Genomic DNA, 20,165 nt, shown 5'->3' with positions numbered 1-20,165 from the left:
GTGAGGATCCGACGACCATGACGCCTTCGAAGCGAGACCGCGCCGAGGCCCTGCCCGCCGACCTGCGCGAAGCGCTGCGCCTGCGGCTGGCCGGGCGCTCCGGCGGCGCCCGGGCCGCCGCCGACCGGTCCATCCCGCAAGCCGACCGCAGCCGACCGCTGCCGCCCTCCTTCGTCCAGCAGCGCCTGTGGTTCCTGGACCGGCTGCGCCCCGGCGACCCCCGCTACAACAGCGCGGTCGCCGTACGGTTCACCGGCCCGCTGGACCGCGCGGCGCTCGCCGGGGCGCTGGCGGCCGTCGTGGCCCGCCACGAGGGGCTGCGGACCACCTTCGACGAGGCCGACGGCCGCCCGGTGCAGACCGTGCGGCCGGCCGGGCCGGTGCCGCTGCCCGTCCGGGAGCCGGCCGACGGGGAGACCCTCGACGCGATCCTGCTCCAGGAGTACTCCCGCCCCTTCGACCTCCGGCAGGGGCCGCTGCTGCGCGCCCTGCTGGTGCGCGAGTCGGACCGCTCGCACGTCCTGCAAGTGACGGCGCACCACATCGTCACCGACGGCTGGTCGATGGGCGTCGTCCTGGACGAACTGTGCACCGGCTACGAGGCCCTGGCCCGCGGCGCCGCCCCGGACCTTCCCCCGGTGGCGGTCCAGTACCCGGACTTCGCGGTGTGGCAGCGCGAACAGCTCTCCGGCGCCCGGCTGGAGGGCCAACTGGCCCACTGGAAGGCGAAACTGGCCGGTGCGGTGCCGCCGGAACTGCCGCTGGACCACCCGCGGCGCGGCGAGGAGGCCGGCCCCGGCGCCGTCCACGCCTTCACCGTCCCCGCGCCGCTCACCGCCCGGCTGCGCGAGCTCGCGGCCGAGCGGCACGGCACCCTGCACACCGCCCTGGTCGCCGCCACCCAGGCGCTGCTGGCCCGCTGGTCCGGCCAGCAGGACGTCACCGTCGGCTCCCTGACGCCCGGGCGCTCCCGCACCGAGCTGGAACGGGCCGTCGGCTGCTTCGTCAACACCGTCGTCCTGCGCACCCGGGTGGAGCCAGCCGGATCCTTCCGCGACCTGCTCGCGGCCGCCACCGAGACCGGCAACGACGCGCTCGCGCACGGCGACACGCCCTTCGAACGGCTCGTCGAGGCGGTCGGCGCACCCCGCCAGGCGGGCCGCAACCCGCTGTTCGACGTGCTGGTCCTGCTGCACCCCGCGCCGCCCGAGGCCACCACCCCGCTGGGGTCGGCGCTCACCCCGGTCGTCGTGCCCCGGCAGGCCGCCACCTTCGACCTCAGCGTCGAGTTCGTCCCGGACGGCGAGGCGCTCACCGGCCTGCTGGAGTACCGCGCCGACCTCTTCGACGCGCCCACCGCCCGCCGGATGGCCGACCAGCTCCTGCTGCTGCTGGACGGCGCCGCCGCCGAGCCCGACCGACCGCTCGGCACCCTGCCGCTGCTCTCGCCCCGGGAGACCCGGCAGGTCACCCGGGACTGGAACGCCACCGCGCTGCCCGTCGAGGACACCAGCTACCCCGAGCTGTTCCGGCGCAGGGCCGCCCTGACCCCGCACGCCCCGGCCCTGGTCGCCGGAGCCGAGCGGCTCGACTACGCGACGCTCGACACCCGCGCCAACCGGCTCGCCCACCAGCTCATCGCCCGCGGCGCCGGCCCCGAACGGCTGGTCGCGCTGCGGCTGCCGCGCACCGCCGACATGATCGTGGCGATCCTCGCCGTCTGGAAGGCCGGCGCCGGCTACCTGCCCCTGGACCCGGCCCTGCCGGCCGAGCGCCTGCGCTACCTGCTCGACGACGCCCGCCCCGCCCTGGTCCTGGACGAACAGGCGCTCCGGGCGCTGCCCGACACCGGCCCGGACACCGACCCCGGTGACGCCGACCGGACCGCCCCGCTGCACCCCTCCAACACCGCGTACGTGCTCTACACCTCCGGCTCCACCGGCCGCCCCAAGGGCGTCGCCGTCCCGCACCGCGCGGTGGTGAACCTGCTCGCCGCCCACCGGGCGGGCTTCGTCGCCGACGCGGGCGGCGGGCCGCTGCGCGTGGCGCTGACCGCCTCGTTCTCCTTCGACACCTCCCTGGAGGGCGTGCTGCTGATGGCCGACGGCCACCCGCTGCACCTGGTCGACGAGACGACCCGGATGGACCCGGCCGCCCTGGTCGAGTACGTCGTGCGCCACCGCGTCGACTTCCTCGACCTGACCCCCTCCTACCTGCGCCAGCTGCTGCCCGCCGGGCTGCTCGACGACCCGCGCCACCGCCCCCGGGTGCTGATGCTCGGCGGTGAGGCCGTCGGGCCCCGGCTCTGGCGCGAACTCGCCGGGCACCCGGACGTCGCCGCCTACAACTACTACGGCCCCACCGAGTGCACGGTCGACGCGCTCGCCTGCCGCATCGCGGGCGGTGACCGGCCGCTGGTGGGCCGCCCGCTGCCCAACCTGCGCGCCTACGTCCTCGACGACCGGCTCCAGCCGGTGCCGCCCGGGGTGAGCGGCGAACTCCACCTCGCCGGCGAGCAGGTCGCCCGCGGCTACGCCGGCCGGCCGGGGCTGACCGCCGCCCGCTTCACCGCCGACCCGTACGGGCCGCCCGGCGCCCGGATGTACCGCACCGGCGACCTGGCCCGCTGGACGGCCGACGGGAGCCTGGAGTACCTCGGACGCGCCGACGACCAGGTCAAGGTGCGCGGCCACCGGATCGAACCCGGCGAGATCGAGGCAGCGCTGCTCGACCTGCCGCAGGTCGCCGCGGCCGCCGTCGCCGCCGTGCCCGACGCGCGCGGCCACACCCGGCTGGCGGCCTACCTGGTCTTCGCCGACGGCGCGGCACGCCCGTCCGCCGACCTGCGCGCCGCCCTGCGGCGGGTGCTGCCCGACCACCTGGTGCCGTCCTCGTTCACCGCGCTCGACACCCTGCCGCTCACCACCAGCGGGAAGCTGGACCGCCGAGCGCTGCCCGCCCCCGACCTCGAAGGCGAAGGAAGGGAAGGGGAGTTCGTGGCCCCGCGCACCCCCGAGGAGGAGACCCTCGCCGGGATCTGGGCCGAGGTGCTGGGCGTGGCGCGGGTCGGCGTCACCGACAACTTCTTCGAGCTCGGCGGCGACTCGATCCTGAGCATCCAGGCCGTCTCCCGGGCCCGCGCCGCCGGCCTGTGGATCGGCTCCCAGGACGTCTTCCGCCACCAGACCGTCGCCGACCTGGTCGCCGCCGCCCGCCCGGCCGCCGCCCCGGCCCCCCGGCCGCGCCGCGCGGACGGACCGGCCCCGCTCACCCCCGTCCAGGAGTGGTTCTTCGCCGCCCACGGCCCGCTGCGCCACTTCACCATGTCGATGCTGCTCGACCTGCCGCGCGACCTCGACGAGCCGGCCCTGGACCAGGCGCTGCGGGCGGTCCTGGCGGCCCACCCGGCGCTGCGCACCCGCTTCACCCGCGCCGGGGGCACCTGGCGCCAGGAGCCGGTCGCGGACCCGGGCACCGGGCTGCTGACCAGACTCGACCCGCCCGCCCCCGGCGCGGGCCCCGGCCCTGAAGCCGCCCGGGTCGAGGCCGCCGAGGCCGCCCGCGCCGCCCTGGACCCGGCCACCGGCACCCTGCTGCGCGCCGTCCTGTTCCGGGCCCGCGGCGACGCCCGGCCCCAACTCGTCCTGACCGCCCACCACCTGGCCGTCGACGGAGTCTCCTGGCGGGTGCTGCTCGCCGACCTGGAACAGGCCTACCGGCAGGCGGCGGCCGGGGACGCCCCGCACCTGGAGCCCGAGCCCACCCCGTTCACCGACTGGGCCCACCACCTCGCCGAACGGGTCCGGGCCGGAGGCCTCGACGACGACCTGCCCTACTGGAGCGCCGAGACCAGGGCCCCGGCGGCCCCGCTGCCCGTCGACCACCCCGGCACGCCCACGGCCGCCTCCGTGCGCACCCTGCGCACCCGACTCGACCGCGCCACCACCGAGGCCCTGCTGCGCAGAGTCCCCGAGGCCTACCGGACCCAGGTCAACGACGTGCTGCTCAGCGCGCTGGGCCGGGCCCTCGCCGACTGGACGGGCACCGAACGGGTGACCATCGCCCTGGAGGGCCACGGCCGCGAGGAACTCTTCGACGGCGTCGACCTCTCCCGGACGGTCGGCTGGTTCACCACCCGGTACCCCGTCACCCTCGCCCCGGCCGGCCCGGCCGGCGCCCCCGACTGGGCCGCCACCCTCAAGCAGGTCAAGGAGCGGCTGCGCGCCGTACCCCGCCGGGGCCTGAGCTACGAGGCCCTGGCCCGGCTCGGCCCGCCCGCCGCCGACGCCCTGAGGGACCGTCCGCTGCCGCAGGTCTGCTTCACCTACCACGGGCAGTGGACCGCCCCCGGGACCGGCGACTTCGCGCCCGCCGGCCAGGCGCCGGGCCGGGAGCTCGCCCCCGACGAACCCCTGGACCACCTGCTCGACGTCTCCGCGGTCGTCGCCGACGGCGAACTGGAACTCACCTGGCACTACAGCGACCAGGCGCACGAGGCGGCCACCGTCCGCGCGCTGGCGCAGGCCACGGCCGCGGCGCTGACCGGCATCGTCGAGCACTGCGCCCGCCCCGACGCCGGCGGCCGCACCCCCTCCGACTACCCGCTGGCCGGACTGGACCAGGCCGGGGTGGACCGGATCGCCGGCGACGGGCGGGACGTCGAGGACCTGCTGCCGCTCACCCCGCTCCAGGAGGGCATGCTCTTCCACCGCCTGGTCGGCGGCCCCGACGACGTCTACGTGGACCAGGCCGGCCTGCTGCTGGAGGGCGTGGGCGACCCGTACGCCTTCGCCCTGGCCTGGCAGCGGGTCGCCGACCGCACGCCCGCCCTGCGCACCTCGGTGGTGTGGGAGGGCGTCCCCGCCCCCCTCCAGGTCGTGCGCCGCGGCGTCCGGCTGCCGGTGACCCACCTGGACCTGCGGGCGGTCGACCCGGGCGAGCGCGCCGACCGGCTGGCCCGGCTGCGCGCGGACGACCTCGCCCACGGGCTGGACCTCGCCACGGCGCCGCTCACCCGGCTCACCCTGGTCCGGCTGCCCGAGGCCCGCCTGCACCTGCTGTGGACCTCCCACCACCTGATCCTGGACGGCTGGAGCCTGGCCCAGGTGCTCACCGACGTGTTCGAGGAGTACGCGGCCCTCACCACCGGGGGCGTGCCGACACCGGCGGTGCGCCGGCCCTTCGCCGACTACGTGCACTGGCTGGCCGGGCAGGACACCGCGGCCGCCCGCGCGCACTGGCGGGGCGTCCTGGACGGCTTCGCCACCGCCACCCCGCTGCCCGCCGACCGCGTCCGGCGCGAGGCCCACCGGGCCCGCTCGGCGCTCGCGCACACCGCCGGCCTGTCGCCGGAGGCCTCCGAGCGGCTGGCCCGCACCGCCCGGCAGGCCGGGCTCACCCTCGGCACCGTGGTGCAGGGCGCCTGGGCCCTGCTGCTCTCCCGGTACAGCGGCGAGCCGGACGTGCTGTTCGGGACGACCGTCTCCGGACGCCCCGACGAACTGCCCGGCGTCGAGTCGATGATCGGCATGTTCATCAACACCCTGCCCACCAGGGTCCTGGTCGACGGCGACCGCACCGCCGCCGACTGGCTGCGCGACCTCCAGGAGGCCCAGGCCGAGGCCCGGCGCCACGCCGCGGTGTCCCTCGCCGAACTCACCGCCTTCAGCGGCGTGCCGTCCGGCGGCACGCTGTTCGACAGCATCGTCGCCTTCGAGAACTACCCCTTCGACGACGCCCGCACGGCCGACAGCGGGGTGCGCCTGGTGGAGGTCACCTCCCGGGACGCCACCAACTACCCGCTCGTCCTGCGCGCCTACCAGGGCGGGCACTTCGGCTTCGACCTCGCCTACGACCCGGAGCTGTTCGACGCCGCGACGGTCCGCGCCCTCGCCGAGCGGCTCTGCCTGCTGCTCACCGGACTGGCCGCCGGACTGGACCGGCCGCTGCGCGCCCTGGAGTGGACGACCGCGCAGGAGCGGCGGCTGCTGACCGAGTGGGACGGCACCGTGCGGGGCCGCCCCGACCGGACCCTGGTCGACCTCTTCGAGGCGCAGGCCGCCCGCACCCCGCACGCCGAGGCCGTCACCTGCGGCGACGAGCACCTCGACTACGCCGCCCTGGACGCGCGGGCCGGCCGGCTCGCCCACCGGCTGGCCGGACTCGGCGCCGGGCCCGAGCGGTTCGTGGCCCTCGCGCTGCCCCGCACGGCCGACCTGGTCGTGGCCGTCCTCGCCGTCCTCAAGACGGGCGCGGCCTACCTGCCGCTCGACCCGGGCCTGCCGGCCGAACGCCGCGCCCAACTGCTGGGCGACGCCGCCCCGGTGGCCCTGGTGACCCACGCACCCGGCGCGCCGCCCGAGAGCTTCGAGCACGGGGTGCCCGTCCTCTCCCTGGCGGACCCGCAGCTGCGCGCCGACCTGGCCCGGGGCCCGGCCGCCCCGCTCGCCGCCGGGCACCGCCCGCTGCCCGACAGCCCCGCCTACGCCATCTTCACCTCCGGCTCCACCGGCCGCCCCAAGGGCGTCGTGGTGCCGCACGCCAACGTGGTGCGGCTGTTCGAGCAGACCGAGGACGTGTTCGGCTTCGGCGCCGAGGACGTCTGGACGCTGTTCCACTCCTACACCTTCGACTTCTCGGTCTGGGAGCTGTGGGGCCCGCTGCTGCACGGCGGCCGGCTCGTCGTCGTGCCCGAGGACACCGCCCGCTCCCCGGAGGACTTCCTGAGGCTGCTCGCCGACGAAGGCGTCACCGTCCTCAACCAGACCCCGTCCGCCTTCCACCCGCTGGCCCGCGCCGACGCCGAACACCCCGAGCTCTCCCGCCGGCTGGCGCTGCGCACGGTGGTCTTCGGCGGCGAGGCGCTGGACGCAGGCCGCCTCGCCGACTGGTACGACCGCCACCCGCAGGACGCGCCGCGCCTGGTGAACATGTACGGCATCACCGAGACGACCGTGCACGTCACCCAGGCCCCGCTGGACCGCACGACCGCGGCGGCCGGCGGCCCCGCACCGATCGGCACCGGCCTCCAGGACCTGCGGCTGTACGTCCTCGACACCGACCTGGCCCCGGTGCCCCCGGGCGCCGTGGGCGAGCTGTACGTGGCGGGGGAGGGGCTGGCCCGCGGCTACCTCAACCGGCCCGGCCTGACCGCCACCCGCTTCCTCGCCGACCCGTTCGGGGCCCCGGGCACCCGGATGTACCGCACCGGCGACCGGGCGCGCCGACAGGCCGACGGCACCCTTCGCTACCTGGGCCGCGCCGACCAGCAGGTCAAGATCCGCGGCTACCGGATCGAACCCGGCGAGATCGAGGCCGCCCTCCAGACCCACCCGGGTGTGGGCGCCGCCACCGTGGGCGTGTACCAGGACGCCTCCGGCACCCGCCGACTGGTCGCCCACGTCGTCGCCGGCCCCGGCGCGGCCCACCCCCCGGCCGCCGCCGACCTGCGCGCCCACCTCGAACGGCTGCTGCCCGCCTACCTGGTGCCCGCCGCGTACGTCCCCCTGGCGGTCCTGCCGCTCACCCCCAACGGCAAGCTCGACCGGCGCGCGCTGCCCGCGCCCGGCCCGGAGGGCTTCGCCGCCGGCCGGCAGCGCACCGCGCCCCGCACCCGCGCCGAGCGGCTGGTCGCCGCGGCCTGGACGGAGGTCCTGGACACCGGGGAGATCGGCGCCGAGGACGACTTCTTCGCCCTGGGCGGCGACTCCATCCTCGCCGTCCGGGTCACCGCCCGGCTGCGCGCGGCCTTCGGGGCGGCGGACCTCTCGCCCCGGCTGCTGTTCAGCCACCCGGTGCTGGCGGACCTGGCCGAGGCCCTCGGCTCGCTCGGCGAGCCGGGCGCGGCGGACGGCCCGTCGGCCCTGGTCATCCCGGCCGCGGACCCGGCGGCCGAGCCGCCGCTGTCGTACGCCCAGCAGCGGCTCTGGTTCCTCGACCGGTTCGAGCCGGGCAGCACCGAGTACACCTCGCTGTCCGTGCTGCGCCTGCGCGGAGCGCTTGACCCGGCCGCGCTGGGCACCGCCCTGGACGCCCTGGTCGCCCGGCACGAGGCGCTGCGGACCACCTTCGCCGAGCGGGACGGCCGCGCCCGGCAGGTGGTGCGCCCGCCGCAGCCGGTCGAGCTGCCGTGCGAGGACCTCGCCGGGGCGCCCCCGGCGGCCCTGGACGCGCTGCTGGAGCGGATCGCCGGCACCCCGTTCGACCTGGCCGCCGGGCCCCTTCTGCGGGCCCGGCTGGTCCGGACGGCCGCGGACGAGCACGTGCTCGCGCTGGCCGTGCACCACATCGCCACCGACGGCTGGTCGATGGGCGTCCTGGGCCGCGACCTGGGCGAGCTGTACGCGGCGGCCCGCGAGGGGCGCCCGCCACGGCTGCCCGCGCTGCCCGTGCGCTACACCGACTACGCGTCCTGGCAGCGCGCGCGCACCGACCTCGCCGAGGCGGACCTCGCCCACTGGCGCCGGGCCCTGGACGGCCTGACCCCGCTGGAGCTGCCCACCGACCGGCCGCGCCCGGCCGTACGCACCCGGGACGGCGCGCTGGTCGCCTTCACCCTGCCCGCCGGGCTGACCGCGCGGTTGCGCGAACGGGGCCGGGAGGTCGACGGCACCCTCTACACCACCCTCCTGGCGGCCTGCCAGGTCCTGCTCGCCCGCTGGTCCGGGCAGCAGGACATCGCGGTCGGCACCGTCACCTCGGGCCGCGAGCAGGGCGAACTCCACGACGTGGTCGGCATGTTCGTCAACACCCTGGTGCTGCGCGGCGCCGTCCGGCCGGAGCTGTCGTTCCGCGAACTGCTGGCCGCCGCCCACGGCACCGTCCTGGAAGCGCTCGCCCACCAGGAGGTGCCCTTCGAGCGGCTGGTGGACGCCCTCCAGCCGGAGCGCGACACCAGCCGCACGCCGCTCTTCCAGGTCATGGTGGCCCTGCACAACCTCGGCGCCGAGGTGCCGAACCTGCCGGGCCTGATGGTGGAGCCGGTCACCCCGCCCGTCCACGGCGCCACCTTCGACCTCTCCTTCGACTTCGTCGAGCGCGACGGCGGCCTGACCGGCTATCTGGAGTACAACACCGGGCTGTTCGACGCGCGGACCGCCGAGCACCTGGCCGGCTGGCTGGGCACCCTGCTGGAGGCCGTGGCCGAGGCGCCGGAGACGGCCGTCGGGGCGCTGCCGCTGATGACGGCCGACGAACGGCGCCGGGTGCTGCGGCAGGGGCGGGGCACGCCGTTGCCCGCGTCGGACACCACCTTCCCCGCCCTGTTCGAGGCGCAGGCCGCCCGCACCCCGGACGCCACCGCCCTGGTCGCCCGGGACGCCACCCTCGACTTCGCCGCCCTCAACGCGCGGGCCAACCGGCTCGCCCGCCACCTCGCCGCCCTCGGCGCCGGCCCGGAGCAGGTGGTCGCGGTCCGGCTGCCGCGCACCTCGGACCTGCTGGTGGCGCTGTTCGCGGTGCTCAAGGCGGGCGCCGCCCTGCTCTTCGTCGACCCGGACCTGCCCGAGGACCGGGCCGCCCTCCTCCTCGACGACACCCGGCCCCGGGTGGTGCTGACCGGGCAGGCCCTGCGCGAGGTGCCGTGGGACGCGCTGCCCGCCCACGACCTGACCGACGCCGAGCGGACCGCCCCCCTGCTGCCGCAGCACGCCGCCTACCTCGTCCACACCTCCGGCTCGACCGGCCGCCCCAAGGGCGTCGTCGTCGAACACCGCCAGCTGGTCAACCTCTGCCGGGACCACCAGGAGGGCCTGGTCGCGCCGCACACCGCCGACGGAGGGCGGCTGCGGGCCGCGCTCAGCGCCTCCTTCTCCTTCGACACCAGCTGGGAGGGCCCGCTGCTGCTCGCACTGGGCCAGGAGCTCCACCTGATCGACGAGGACGTCCGGCTGGACCCGCAGGCGTTCTGCGCCCAGGTCGTCGACCGCCGTCTGGACCTGGTCAACGTCACCCCCTCCTTCCTGCGCGAACTCACCGCCGCCGGACTGCTCGCCCCCGGCCCGCACCACCCGCGCCTGCTGCTGGTCGGCGGCGAGGCCGTCCCCGCCGCCGTCTGGCGGGAGCTGTGCGCGGCGCACGCGGACCTCGGCGTCACCGCCTACAACATGTACGGGCCCACCGAGTGCACCGTCGACGCCGCCTACGCCCGGTGCGCGGACCACCCCGAGCGCCCCGTCATCGGCCGCCCCGGCCGCAACCTGGGCGCCTACCTGCTCGACGGCGCCCTGCGGCCGGTGCCGCCCGGCATGCCGGGGGAGCTGTACCTGGCGGGGGAGCAGGTGGCCCGCGGCTACCTGAACCGGCCCGGGCTGACGGCCGCCCGCTTCCTCGCCGACCCCTACGGCCCGCCCGGGGCCCGGATGTACCGCACCGGCGACCTGGCCCGCTGGGACGCGAACGGGCAACTGGAGTTCCGGGGCCGGGCCGACGAACAGGTCAAGGTCCGCGGGTTCCGGATCGAGCCCGGGGAGGTGGAGGCCGCCCTGCTCGCCCACCCGGACGTCGCCGACTGCGCGGTCGCCGCGCGCGAGCACGCCGGCCGTACGGTGCTCGTCGGCTACCCGGTGCCCGCCGGCCGCCGCGTGCCGACCGCCGAGGAACTGCGGACCTGGCTGCGGCGGACGCTGCCCGACCACCTGGTGCCCGTCGCGTTCGTCCCGCTGGCCCGAATACCGCGGACCACCGGCGGCAAGACCGACCGGCGCGCGCTGCCCGCCCCGCCCGCCCAGCCCGACCGCACCACCCCGTACGTCGCACCGCGGCCCGGTGCCGAGGAACGGCTCGCCGCGATCTGGGCCGAGGTGCTGGGCGTGGAGCGCGTCGGCACCCGGGACAACTTCTTCGCGCTCGGCGGCGACTCCATCCTCAGCATCCAGATCGTCTCCCGCGCCCGCGCCGCCGGGCTCGCCCTCACCACCAAGGACGTCTTCCGGCACCAGAACATCGCCGAACTCGCGCTGTGTGCAGGAGATCTGACCGATCGCCAGGAAGGCGGCGAAGCCGAGCCCGGCGAGGCGCCGCTCACCCCGATCCAGCACTGGTACCTCGACGGCCGCCGCCCCGGCGACGCCCTGCGCTTCACCATGACCCAGCGCCTGGAACTGGCCCCCGGCACCGATCCGGCGGCCCTGCGCCGGGCGGTGCTGGCCCTGGTGGAGCACCACCCGGCCCTGCGCACCCGCTTCCACCGCACCGAGGCCGGCTGGCGCCAGGAGGTGCTTCCCCAGGAGGCGGACGGCATCTTCACCCGGCACGACGTCAGCCACCCGGACCTCGCCGGCCATGACGCGGAGGCGCAGGTCCAGCGCGCCACCGACGAGGCCCAGCGCTCGCTCGACGCCGTCGACGGCCGGTTGCTGCGGGCCCTGTTCTTCGACCCCGGCCCCCGGCAGCCGGGCCAACTCGTCCTCACCGTGCACCACTTGGCCGTGGACGGCGTCTCCTGGCGCATCCTGCTGGCCGACCTCGAAGCGGCGTACCGCACGGCCCGCGCCGGAGCCCCCGTCGCCCTGCCGCCGACCGGCACGTCCTACGGCCGCTGGGCCACCCGGCTGGAGCGGCACACCCGCGCCGGCGCCCTGGACGGCGACCTCGGCCACTGGACGCGCACCGGCGCGGCCCCGGCCGACCTGCCCGCCGGCCGCCCCGCCCCTGACGCCGGCGCCTCCAACACCCACGCCACCGCCGCCACCGTCCAGGTGACGCTGGACGAGCGGACCACCGAGGCGCTGCTGCGCCGCGTCCCCGAGGTCTACCGCACCCAGGTCAACGACGTCCTGCTCAGCGCCCTGGGCCGCACCCTGGCCCGTTGGTGCGGCCGGGACACCGTGCTGGTCGGAGTGGAGGGGCACGGCCGCGAGGACCTGTTCGAGGACCTGGACCTCTCCCGGACGGTGGGCTGGTTCACCGCCGAGTTCCCGCTCGCCCTGCGCGTCGACCCCGACGCCGGATGGCACGACACCCTGCGCTCGGTCAAGGAGCAACTGCGCGCCGTCCCGCTGCGCGGACTCAGCCACGGCGCGCTGCGCCACCTGCGGCCGGACGGCCCGCTGACCGGCTCGGCGGCGCCGCAGATCGGCTTCAACTACCACGGCCAGTGGGACACCCGCGGCGGCGCCGACGGCCTGGTCCGCGGCGCGCTGCCCCCGGCCGGTCGCGACACCGACCCCGACGAGCCCCGCCCCTACCTGCTGGACATCATCGGCGCGGTCCAGGACGGCCGCCTCGAACTGGCGTGGACCTACCCCGCCGCCGTCTACGACGAGGCCACCGTCCGCGGGCTCGCCGAGGAGATGGGCGCCGCGCTGCGCGAGCTGGCAGCGCACTGCGCCCGCCCGGACGCCGGCGGCCGCACCCCGTCGGACTTCCCGCTCGCCGGCCTCGACCAGGACCGGCTGGACCGGCTCGTCGGCGACGGGCGCGAGACCGACGACGTGCTCCCGCTGACGCCGCTGCAGTCCGGCATGCTCTTCCACGGGCTCGTCGACGCCGACGGCGCCTACGTGGACCGGATCGCGGTGCGCCTGGCCGGCGTGGCCGACCCGCGGGCCTTCGCCGAGGCCTGGCAGCAGGTCGCCGACCGCACCCCGGCACTGCGTTCCAGTGTTCACTGGCGGGGCCTGCCGCACCCCGTCCAGGTGGTCGCGCGGCATGCCGCACTGCCCGTCCGTCGGCTCGACTGGCGCGACCTGACGCCCGGGCAGCGCGCCGACCGGACGGAGCGGCTGCTCGCCGAGGAGCGCGCCGCCGGGATGGACCTCGCCACCGCGCCGCTCACCCGGCTGACCCTGGCCGCGCTGCCCGGCGACGAGGTCCTGCTGCTGTGGTCCACCCACCACCTGATCCTGGACGGCTGGAGCACCGGACAACTGCTCACCGAGGTGTGCGAGGAGTACGCCGCGCTGACCGGCGGCCCGCAGGCGCCCCGGCCGGTCCGACGGCCGTTCGCGGACTTCCTGGGCTGGCTGCACGAGCGGGACGAGGAGGCGGCCGAGGCCCACTGGCGCGGCCTGCTGGCCGGGTTCACCGGCCGGACCCCGCTGCCGTACGACCGCCCCCCGACGCGGGCCCACCGCGCCCGCTCCAGCGCCGCGGCCCGCCGCGAACTGGACGAGACGCTCTCCCGGCGGCTGCGCGAGAACGCCGCGGCCGCCGGTCTGACCGTCAACACCGTGGTGGAGGGCGCCTGGGCGCTGCTGCTGGCCCGCTACAGCGGCGGCGACGACGTGGTCTTCGGCACCACCGTGTCCGGGCGCCCGGCCGAACTGCCCGGCGTCGAGTCGATGATCGGCCTGTTCATCAACACCGTGCCGACCAGGGTCCCGATCCCCTCGGGCGGCGTGCTGCCCTGGCTGCGGGAGCTCCAGGAACGCCAGAGCGACGGCCGCCGCTTCGACCACCTGGCACTACCACGCGTCCAGGCCCTGAGCGACCTGCCCGCCGGGGAGCCGCTGTTCGACAGCATGGCGGTCTTCGAGAACTACCCCGTCGACGAGTCGGCCGCCGACCGGACCGGGGTGCGGGTGGTCGAGGTGCGCGCCGACGACGCCACCACCTTCCCCTGGTGCCTGCGCGCCCACCTGGCCGAGCGGCTCGGCTTCGACCTGGCCTACGACCCCGCGCTCTTCGACCACCGGACGGCCCACGGCGCGGCCGACCGCCTGGTCCTGCTGCTCACCGCCCTCGCCGACGGCCTCGACGGCGACCTCGCCGAGCTGGACCGGCTCACCCCCGCCGACCGGGAGCAGCTGGCCTCCTGGCACGGAACCGCCCGCCCGGTGGCGCCGCGCAGCCCGCTCCAGGTCTTCGCCGAGCAGGTCCGGCGCACCCCCGGCGCGCCCGCCGTGCGCGACGGCGACCGCGAGCTGACCTACCGTCAACTCGACGACTGGTCCGACCGCCTGGCGGCCCGGCTGCTGGCCGACGGCCTGGCCCCCGAAGACCGGGTGGCGCTGCTGATGGACCGCTCCGCCGAACTCGTCGCCGCCCAGCTGGCCGTCCTCAAGGCGGGCGGTGCCTACCTGCCCGTCGACCTCCGGGCCCCCGAGGAGCGCCGCCGCGCCCTGCTCGACCAGGTCGGCGCCGCCCTGCGGCTCACCTCCGAGCAGGTCACCGCCGCGCGCACCGGCGCGGCCGGGCCGGTGGCGGCGGCCCTGCCGCCCGCCGACCCCGACCGGCTGGCGTACGTGATGTTCACCTCGGGCTCCACCGGGGTGCCCAAGGCGGTGGCGGTACGGCACCGCGACGTGGCCTCGCTCGCCACCGACAGCCGCTTCGCCGACGGCCGCTGCGCACGGGTGCTGCTGCACTCGCCGGTCGCCTTCGACGCCGCCACCTTCGAGGTCTGGGCGCCGCTGCTGGGCGGCGGCTGCGTGCTCGTCGCCCCCGACGGGCCGGTGGACGCCGCCCTGCTGCGGCGGCTCGCCGGACCGGACGGGCCGACGGCGCTGTGGCTCACCGCCGGGCTCTTCCGGCTGCTCGCCCAGGACGCGCCGGACTGCTTCGCGGGCCTGCGCACGCTGTGGACCGGCGGGGACGTGGTGCCCGCCGCCGCGGTGCGCCGCGTCCTGGCGGCCTGCCCCGGGCTGACCGTGGTGGACGGCTACGGGCCCACCGAGACCACGACCTTCGCCACCGCCTTCGCCGTCGCGGAGGCGGCGGCGGTGCCCGACACCCTGCCGATCGGCCACCCCCTGGACGACCGCCGCGTCCACGTCCTCGACCGGCGCCTGCGGCCCGTCCCGCCGGGCTGCGCGGGCGAACTGTACGTCGCCGGCGAGGGCGTGGCCCGCGGCTACCTGGGCCGGCCCGGCGAGACCGCGGCCCGCTTCCTCGCCGACCCCTCCGGCCCGCCCGGCGCCCGGATGTACCGCACCGGCGACCTGGCGAGGCGGCGCCCGGACGGCACCGTCGAGTTCCTGGGCCGCGCGGACGACCAGGTGAAGATCCGCGGCTTCCGGGTCGAACCCGGCGAGGTGGAGGCCGCACTCGCCCGCCACCCCCAGGTCACCGACGTCGCCGTGGTCACCCGCGAGGACCGGCCCGGCGCCCGGCGCCTGGTGGCCTACGTGGTCGGCCCGGCGGGCGCCGAACCCGGGGAACTGCGGGCCTTCGCCGCCCGCGCGCTGCCCGACTACCTCGTCCCCGCCGCCTTCGTCCCGCTCGCCGCCCTCCCGCTGAGCCGCAACGGCAAGGTCGACCGGGCGGCCCTCCCGGCGCCGGACGAGGAGCACGGGAGCGGACGCCGCGCGCGGATCGAGCCGCGCACCGAGGCCGAACGCCGCACCGCCGAGGTCTTCGGGGACGTCCTGGGCATCCGGCCGCCCGGCGTGGAGGACGGCTTCTTCGAGCTGGGCGGCGACTCGATCCTCAGCATCCGGCTCGTCGCCCGCCTGGCCGAGGCCTTCGGCGCCGACCTCACCCCCCGCGCCGTCTTCGACCACCCCACACCGGCCGGCCTGGCCCGCCTGCTCACCGAGGAGCAGGGCCGCCCGGGAAGCCCGGGAAGCCCGGGGCGCCCGCCCGTCCTCCCGGTCGCCCGCGACGGCGCCGCGCCGATGTCCTACGCCCAGCAACGCCTGTGGTTCCTGGAGGAGTTCGCGCCCGGCGGCGCCGAGTACGTCACCGCGCTCGCGCTGCGCCTGCGCGGCGTCCTGGACACCGACGCCCTCGGCGCGGCACTGCGCGCCCTCGCGGCCCGGCACGAGTCGCTGCGCACCACCTTCGACAGCGTCGACGGCCACGGCGTCCAGCTCGTCCACCCGCCGCAGGACGTGCCGCTGCCGCTGCACGACCTGTCCGGCCGGCCGGCGCAGCCGCGGGCGGAGGCCCTGCGCGGCCTGCTCGCCGCCGAGCGGGCCCGCCCCTTCGACCTGCGCCGCGGACCGCTGCTGCGCACCGCCCTGGTGCGGCTGGCCGAGGGCGACCACGTGCTGGCCCTGACCCTGCACCACATCGTCACCGACGGCTGGTCGACCGCCGTCCTGCTCACCGATCTGGCCCACCTCTACCGCGCCGAACTCGGCTCCGGGGAGAGCCGGTTGGCGCCGCTGCCGGTGCAGTACGCCGACTACGCGCACTGGCAGCGCACGGTCGGCGCCGCCGGGGCCGACCAACTCGCCTACTGGAAGGAGCAGTTGGCCGACGTCTCGACGCTGCGCCTGCCCACCGACCGGCCTCGGCCCGCCGTGCGCACCACCAACGGGGCCACCGCCCGCCTGGAGCTGCCCGCCGACACGGCCCGCCGACTGGCCCGGGTCGGCCGGGAGCGCGGCGCCACCCTGTTCACCACCCTGGTCGCCGCCGCGCAGGCCTACCTCGCCCGGCTCGGCGGCGACCAGGACATCGCCGTCGGCACCGTCACCTCAGGCCGCGAGCAGGCGGAGACCCAGAGCCTCGTCGGCTTCTTCGTCAACACCCTGGTGCTGCGCTCGCGGGTGGAACCCGCGCAGCCCTTCGGCGACTTCCTCGGCGCGGTCCGGCAGACCGTCCGGGACGCCTTCGCCCACCAGGACGTGCCGTTCGAGCGCGTGGTCGACGAGGTGCAGCCGGTGCGCGACACCAGCCGCAGCCCGCTCTTCCAGGCCCTGGTCGTCCTCCAGAACACCCCGGCCGCCGACCTCGACCTCCCGGGCCTGCACGTGACCGACGTCGAGACCGACACCACGCAGGCGGCCTTCGACCTCGCGCTGGAGTTCGCGGAGGCCGACTCCGGCGCGCTGCACGGCCTGATCACCTACAACACCGACCTGTTCGACCCGGCCACGGCCGAGCGGATGGCCGGGCAGCTCGCCACCCTGCTCACCGCCGTCGCCGAGGACCCGGATCGCGCCATCGGCACGCTGCCGCTCGCCGGTGGCGACCAGCTGGCCGCCGAACTGGACCGGGCGCGCGCCACCTTCCGCCCCGTCCCCGAGGCGACCCTGGCCGAACTCTTCGAGCGCCGGGCCGCCCGCACCCCCGACGCGGTGGCGCTGCTCGACGGCGGCCGCGAGCTGAGCTATGCCGAGGTGGAGCGGGTGGCCAACCGGCTGGCCCACCGGCTCATCCGGCGCGGCGTGGGGCCGGAGCGGCTGGTCGCCCTCGCCCTGCCCCGCTCGGCGGCGGCGGTGGTGGCCCAGCTCGCCGTCGCCAAGGCCGGCGGCGCCTTCCTCCCGGTGGACCCGGACTACCCGGCGCCCAGGCGGGAGTTCATGGTGCGCGACGCGGGTGCCCACCTGGTGCTCGACGACCCGGCCGAGGTGTGGTCCGCCGACGGGCCACAGACCCCGCCCACCGACGCCGACCGCGCCACCGACCGCGAGACCGCGCCCACCGACGCCGACCGCGCCACCCCGCTCACCCCCGGACACCCGGCCTACGTCATCTACACCTCCGGATCGACCGGCACGCCCAAGGGCGTCCTGGTGACCCACGCCGGACTCGCCGCCTTCGCGGAGGCCGCCGCCGAGCAGTACGCCGCCGGCCCCGGGGCCAGGGTGCTCCAGTTCGCCTCGCCCAGCTTCGACGCCTCCGTCCTGGAACTGTGCGTCTCCCTGCTCAGCGGGGCCACCCTGGTCACGGGGGAGGAAGGGCCGCTCGTCGGCGAGCGGCTGGCCGAGGTCCTGGCCGAACGGCGCATCACCCACGCCCTGATCCCCCCGGCGGCCCTGGCCACCGTGGACCCGGCGACGGCCGCGACCCTGCCCGCCCTGCGCACCCTGGTCGTCGGGGCGGAGGCCTGCCCGGCCGATCTGGTCGACACCTGGGCCCCCGGCCGTCGGATGATCAACTCCTACGGCCCCACCGAGGCCACCGTGGTCGCCACCTGGACCGGCCCGCTGTCGCCGGGCACCGGCGCACCGGCGATCGGCCGCCCCGGCGGCGCCGCCCGCAGCTACGTCCTGGACGCCGCCCTGCGGCCGGTGCCGCCCGGCGTGACCGGAGAGCTCTGGCTGGCCGGCCCCGGCCTCGCCCGCGGCTACCTCGGCCGCCCGGGACTGACGGCCGGGCGGTTCCTCGCCGACCCCTTCGGCGCACCGGGCGAGCGGATGTACCGCACCGGCGACCTCGCCCACCGGGACGCCGACGGCGAACTGCGCTTCGCCGGCCGCGTCGACGACCAGATCAAGCTGCGCGGCTTCCGGATCGAACCGGGCGAGATCGAGAGCGCGCTGCGCCGCAGCCCCCTGGTGCGCGACGCCGTCGTCACCGTGCGCGCCGACGCCCCCGGGAGCGGTGCGGGCTCCGGGGCCGGCCGGCTGGTCGCCTACGTCGTCCCGGCGGTCGGGGCCGGAGCGGGCGGTGCCGCACCGGAGGGCGACGACGATGGGGCCACTGCGGGCCTGCCCGCCGCCGAACTGCGCGCCCACCTGGCCGGGTTGCTGCCGCCGCACCTCGTCCCGTCGGTGTTCGTCCCGCTGGAACGGCTGCCGCTCACCCCGAACGGCAAGCTCGACCGGCGGGCCCTGCCCGAACCCGGGCCCGTGCAGGCCGCGGCCGGTCCGCGCCGGGAGCCGGGCACCGACACCGAACGCCGGATCGCCCGGATCTGGGCCGACGTCCTGGGCATCGAGGAGGTCGGCGCCGACGACAACTTCTTCCTGCTCGGCGGCGACTCCATCCTCAGCATGCAGGTGGTGTCCAGGCTGCGCCGGGACGGCCTGTACCTCGCCACCCGGGAGCTCTTCACCCACCAGACGGTGGCCGAACTGGCCACCGTGGTGCGCACCGCCCCCGACCGCGAGGACGACGGCCCGGTCACCGGGGACGTGCCGCTCACCCCCATCCAGGAGTGGTTCCTGGCCACCCCGCGCGCCGCCCACCACCACTTCAACCAGTCGACCCTGCTCGAACTCGGCGCCGACCCCGACCCGCGGGCACTGCGGGCCGCGCTGGACGCCCTGCTCGAACACCACGACGCCCTGCGGCTGCGTTTCACCCACGACGAGACGGGCTGGCACCAGTTCAACCCGCCGCCGGCCCCCGCCGAGGACGTCCTCGTCCGGTACGACCTGACCGGGCAGAGCGCCGAGGTCGCCGACGCGGCCATGGCCAAGGCGGCCGACGAACTGCACGCCGGCTTCGACCTGGCCCGGGGCCCGCTGCTGCGGGCGGCCCTGTTCACCGGCGCCCCGGACCGCCCGGCGCTCCTGCTGCTGGTCGCCCACCACCTGGTCGTCGACGCCGTCTCCTGGCGCCTGCTGCGCGACGACCTGGAGAGCGCCTACCGGCAGGCCGCCCTGGGCACGGCGATCACGCTGGGGGAGCGCGGCACCTCCTACCGGGACTGGGCGCTCCGGCTCGCGGCCCATGTCGCCGACGGCGGCCTGGACCACGAACTGCCCTACTGGGACGAGGCGGTGAGCGCCGCCGAGGCCCTGCCCGGCCGACCCGCCGTGCCCGGTGCCGCTGACCCCGGTGCCGCCGAGACCGCGACGGTCACCGTCGAACTGGACGAGGAGGACACCGAGGCACTGCTGCGCGCGGCCCCGGCGGCCTACCGCACCCGCGTCAACGACGTGCTGCTGACCGCCCTGGCCCTGGCACTGGCCCGCTGGACCGGCCACGAGCGGATCCGGCTGGACCTGGAGGGGCACGGCCGGGAGGACGTCGTGGAGGGCGTGGACCTGTCCCGCACGGTCGGCTGGTTCACCACCATGCACCCGGTCACCTTCCACGTCCCCGACCCCGATGACCTCGGCCCGGACCGCGACTGGCGCGCCCTGGTGAAGTCGGTCCGCCGCCAGCTGCGCGCCGTGCCGGGCAACGGGCTGGGCTTCGGCGCCCTGCGCACCTTCGGCCCGCCCGAGGTCCGCGAGCGCCTCGCCGCCGGCGCGCACGGCCAGGTGGTCTTCAACTACCTCGGCCAGTGGGACGCGCGGCCCGAGACCGCCGGCGACGGCCTGGTCCGCGCCGAGCACGGCTCCTTCGGGCAGGACCACGACCCCCGCGACGGCGGCTCGCATCCGGTGGAGGTGGTGGGCGCGGCGCAGCACGGGCGCCTCGCCTTCACCTGGCACCACCGCCCCGCCCTCCACGACACGGCGACCGTGCGCCGGGCGGCCGAGGAGTTCGCCGTGGCGCTGCGGCACATCGCCCGGCACGCCCGGGGAGGACGGTGACGGCCGCCCACCCACCGACGACCACCCGCCGCTGAACCCCCTGCTGTCAGACCACCGCGCAAGACC

General features: G+C 77.0%; 1 protein-coding gene. It reads left to right on the top strand.

The window, feature by feature from the left end; genetic code table 11:
- The first annotated feature begins 17 nt into the window (after positions 1–17).
- Complete coding sequence (locus tag AB0O82_RS27565) at positions 18–20,099, top strand: non-ribosomal peptide synthase/polyketide synthase (RefSeq protein ID WP_363586613.1); 20,082 nt, start codon at positions 18–20, stop codon at positions 20,097–20,099.
- Positions 20,100–20,165 lie beyond the last annotated feature (66 nt).

The sequence above is a fragment of the Kitasatospora sp. NPDC088264 genome (genome assembly GCF_040685715.1).
Classification (GTDB): domain Bacteria; phylum Actinomycetota; class Actinomycetes; order Streptomycetales; family Streptomycetaceae; genus Kitasatospora.
The sequence above is the reverse complement of the archived record's forward strand: the minus strand, read 5'-3'. Positions and strand labels throughout refer to the sequence as shown.

Coding starts and splice junctions, on each gene's coding strand:
- AB0O82_RS27565 (WP_363586613.1), top strand. CDS start 18: ATGACGCCTTCGAAGCGAGACCGCGCCGAGGCCCTGCCCGCCGACCTG.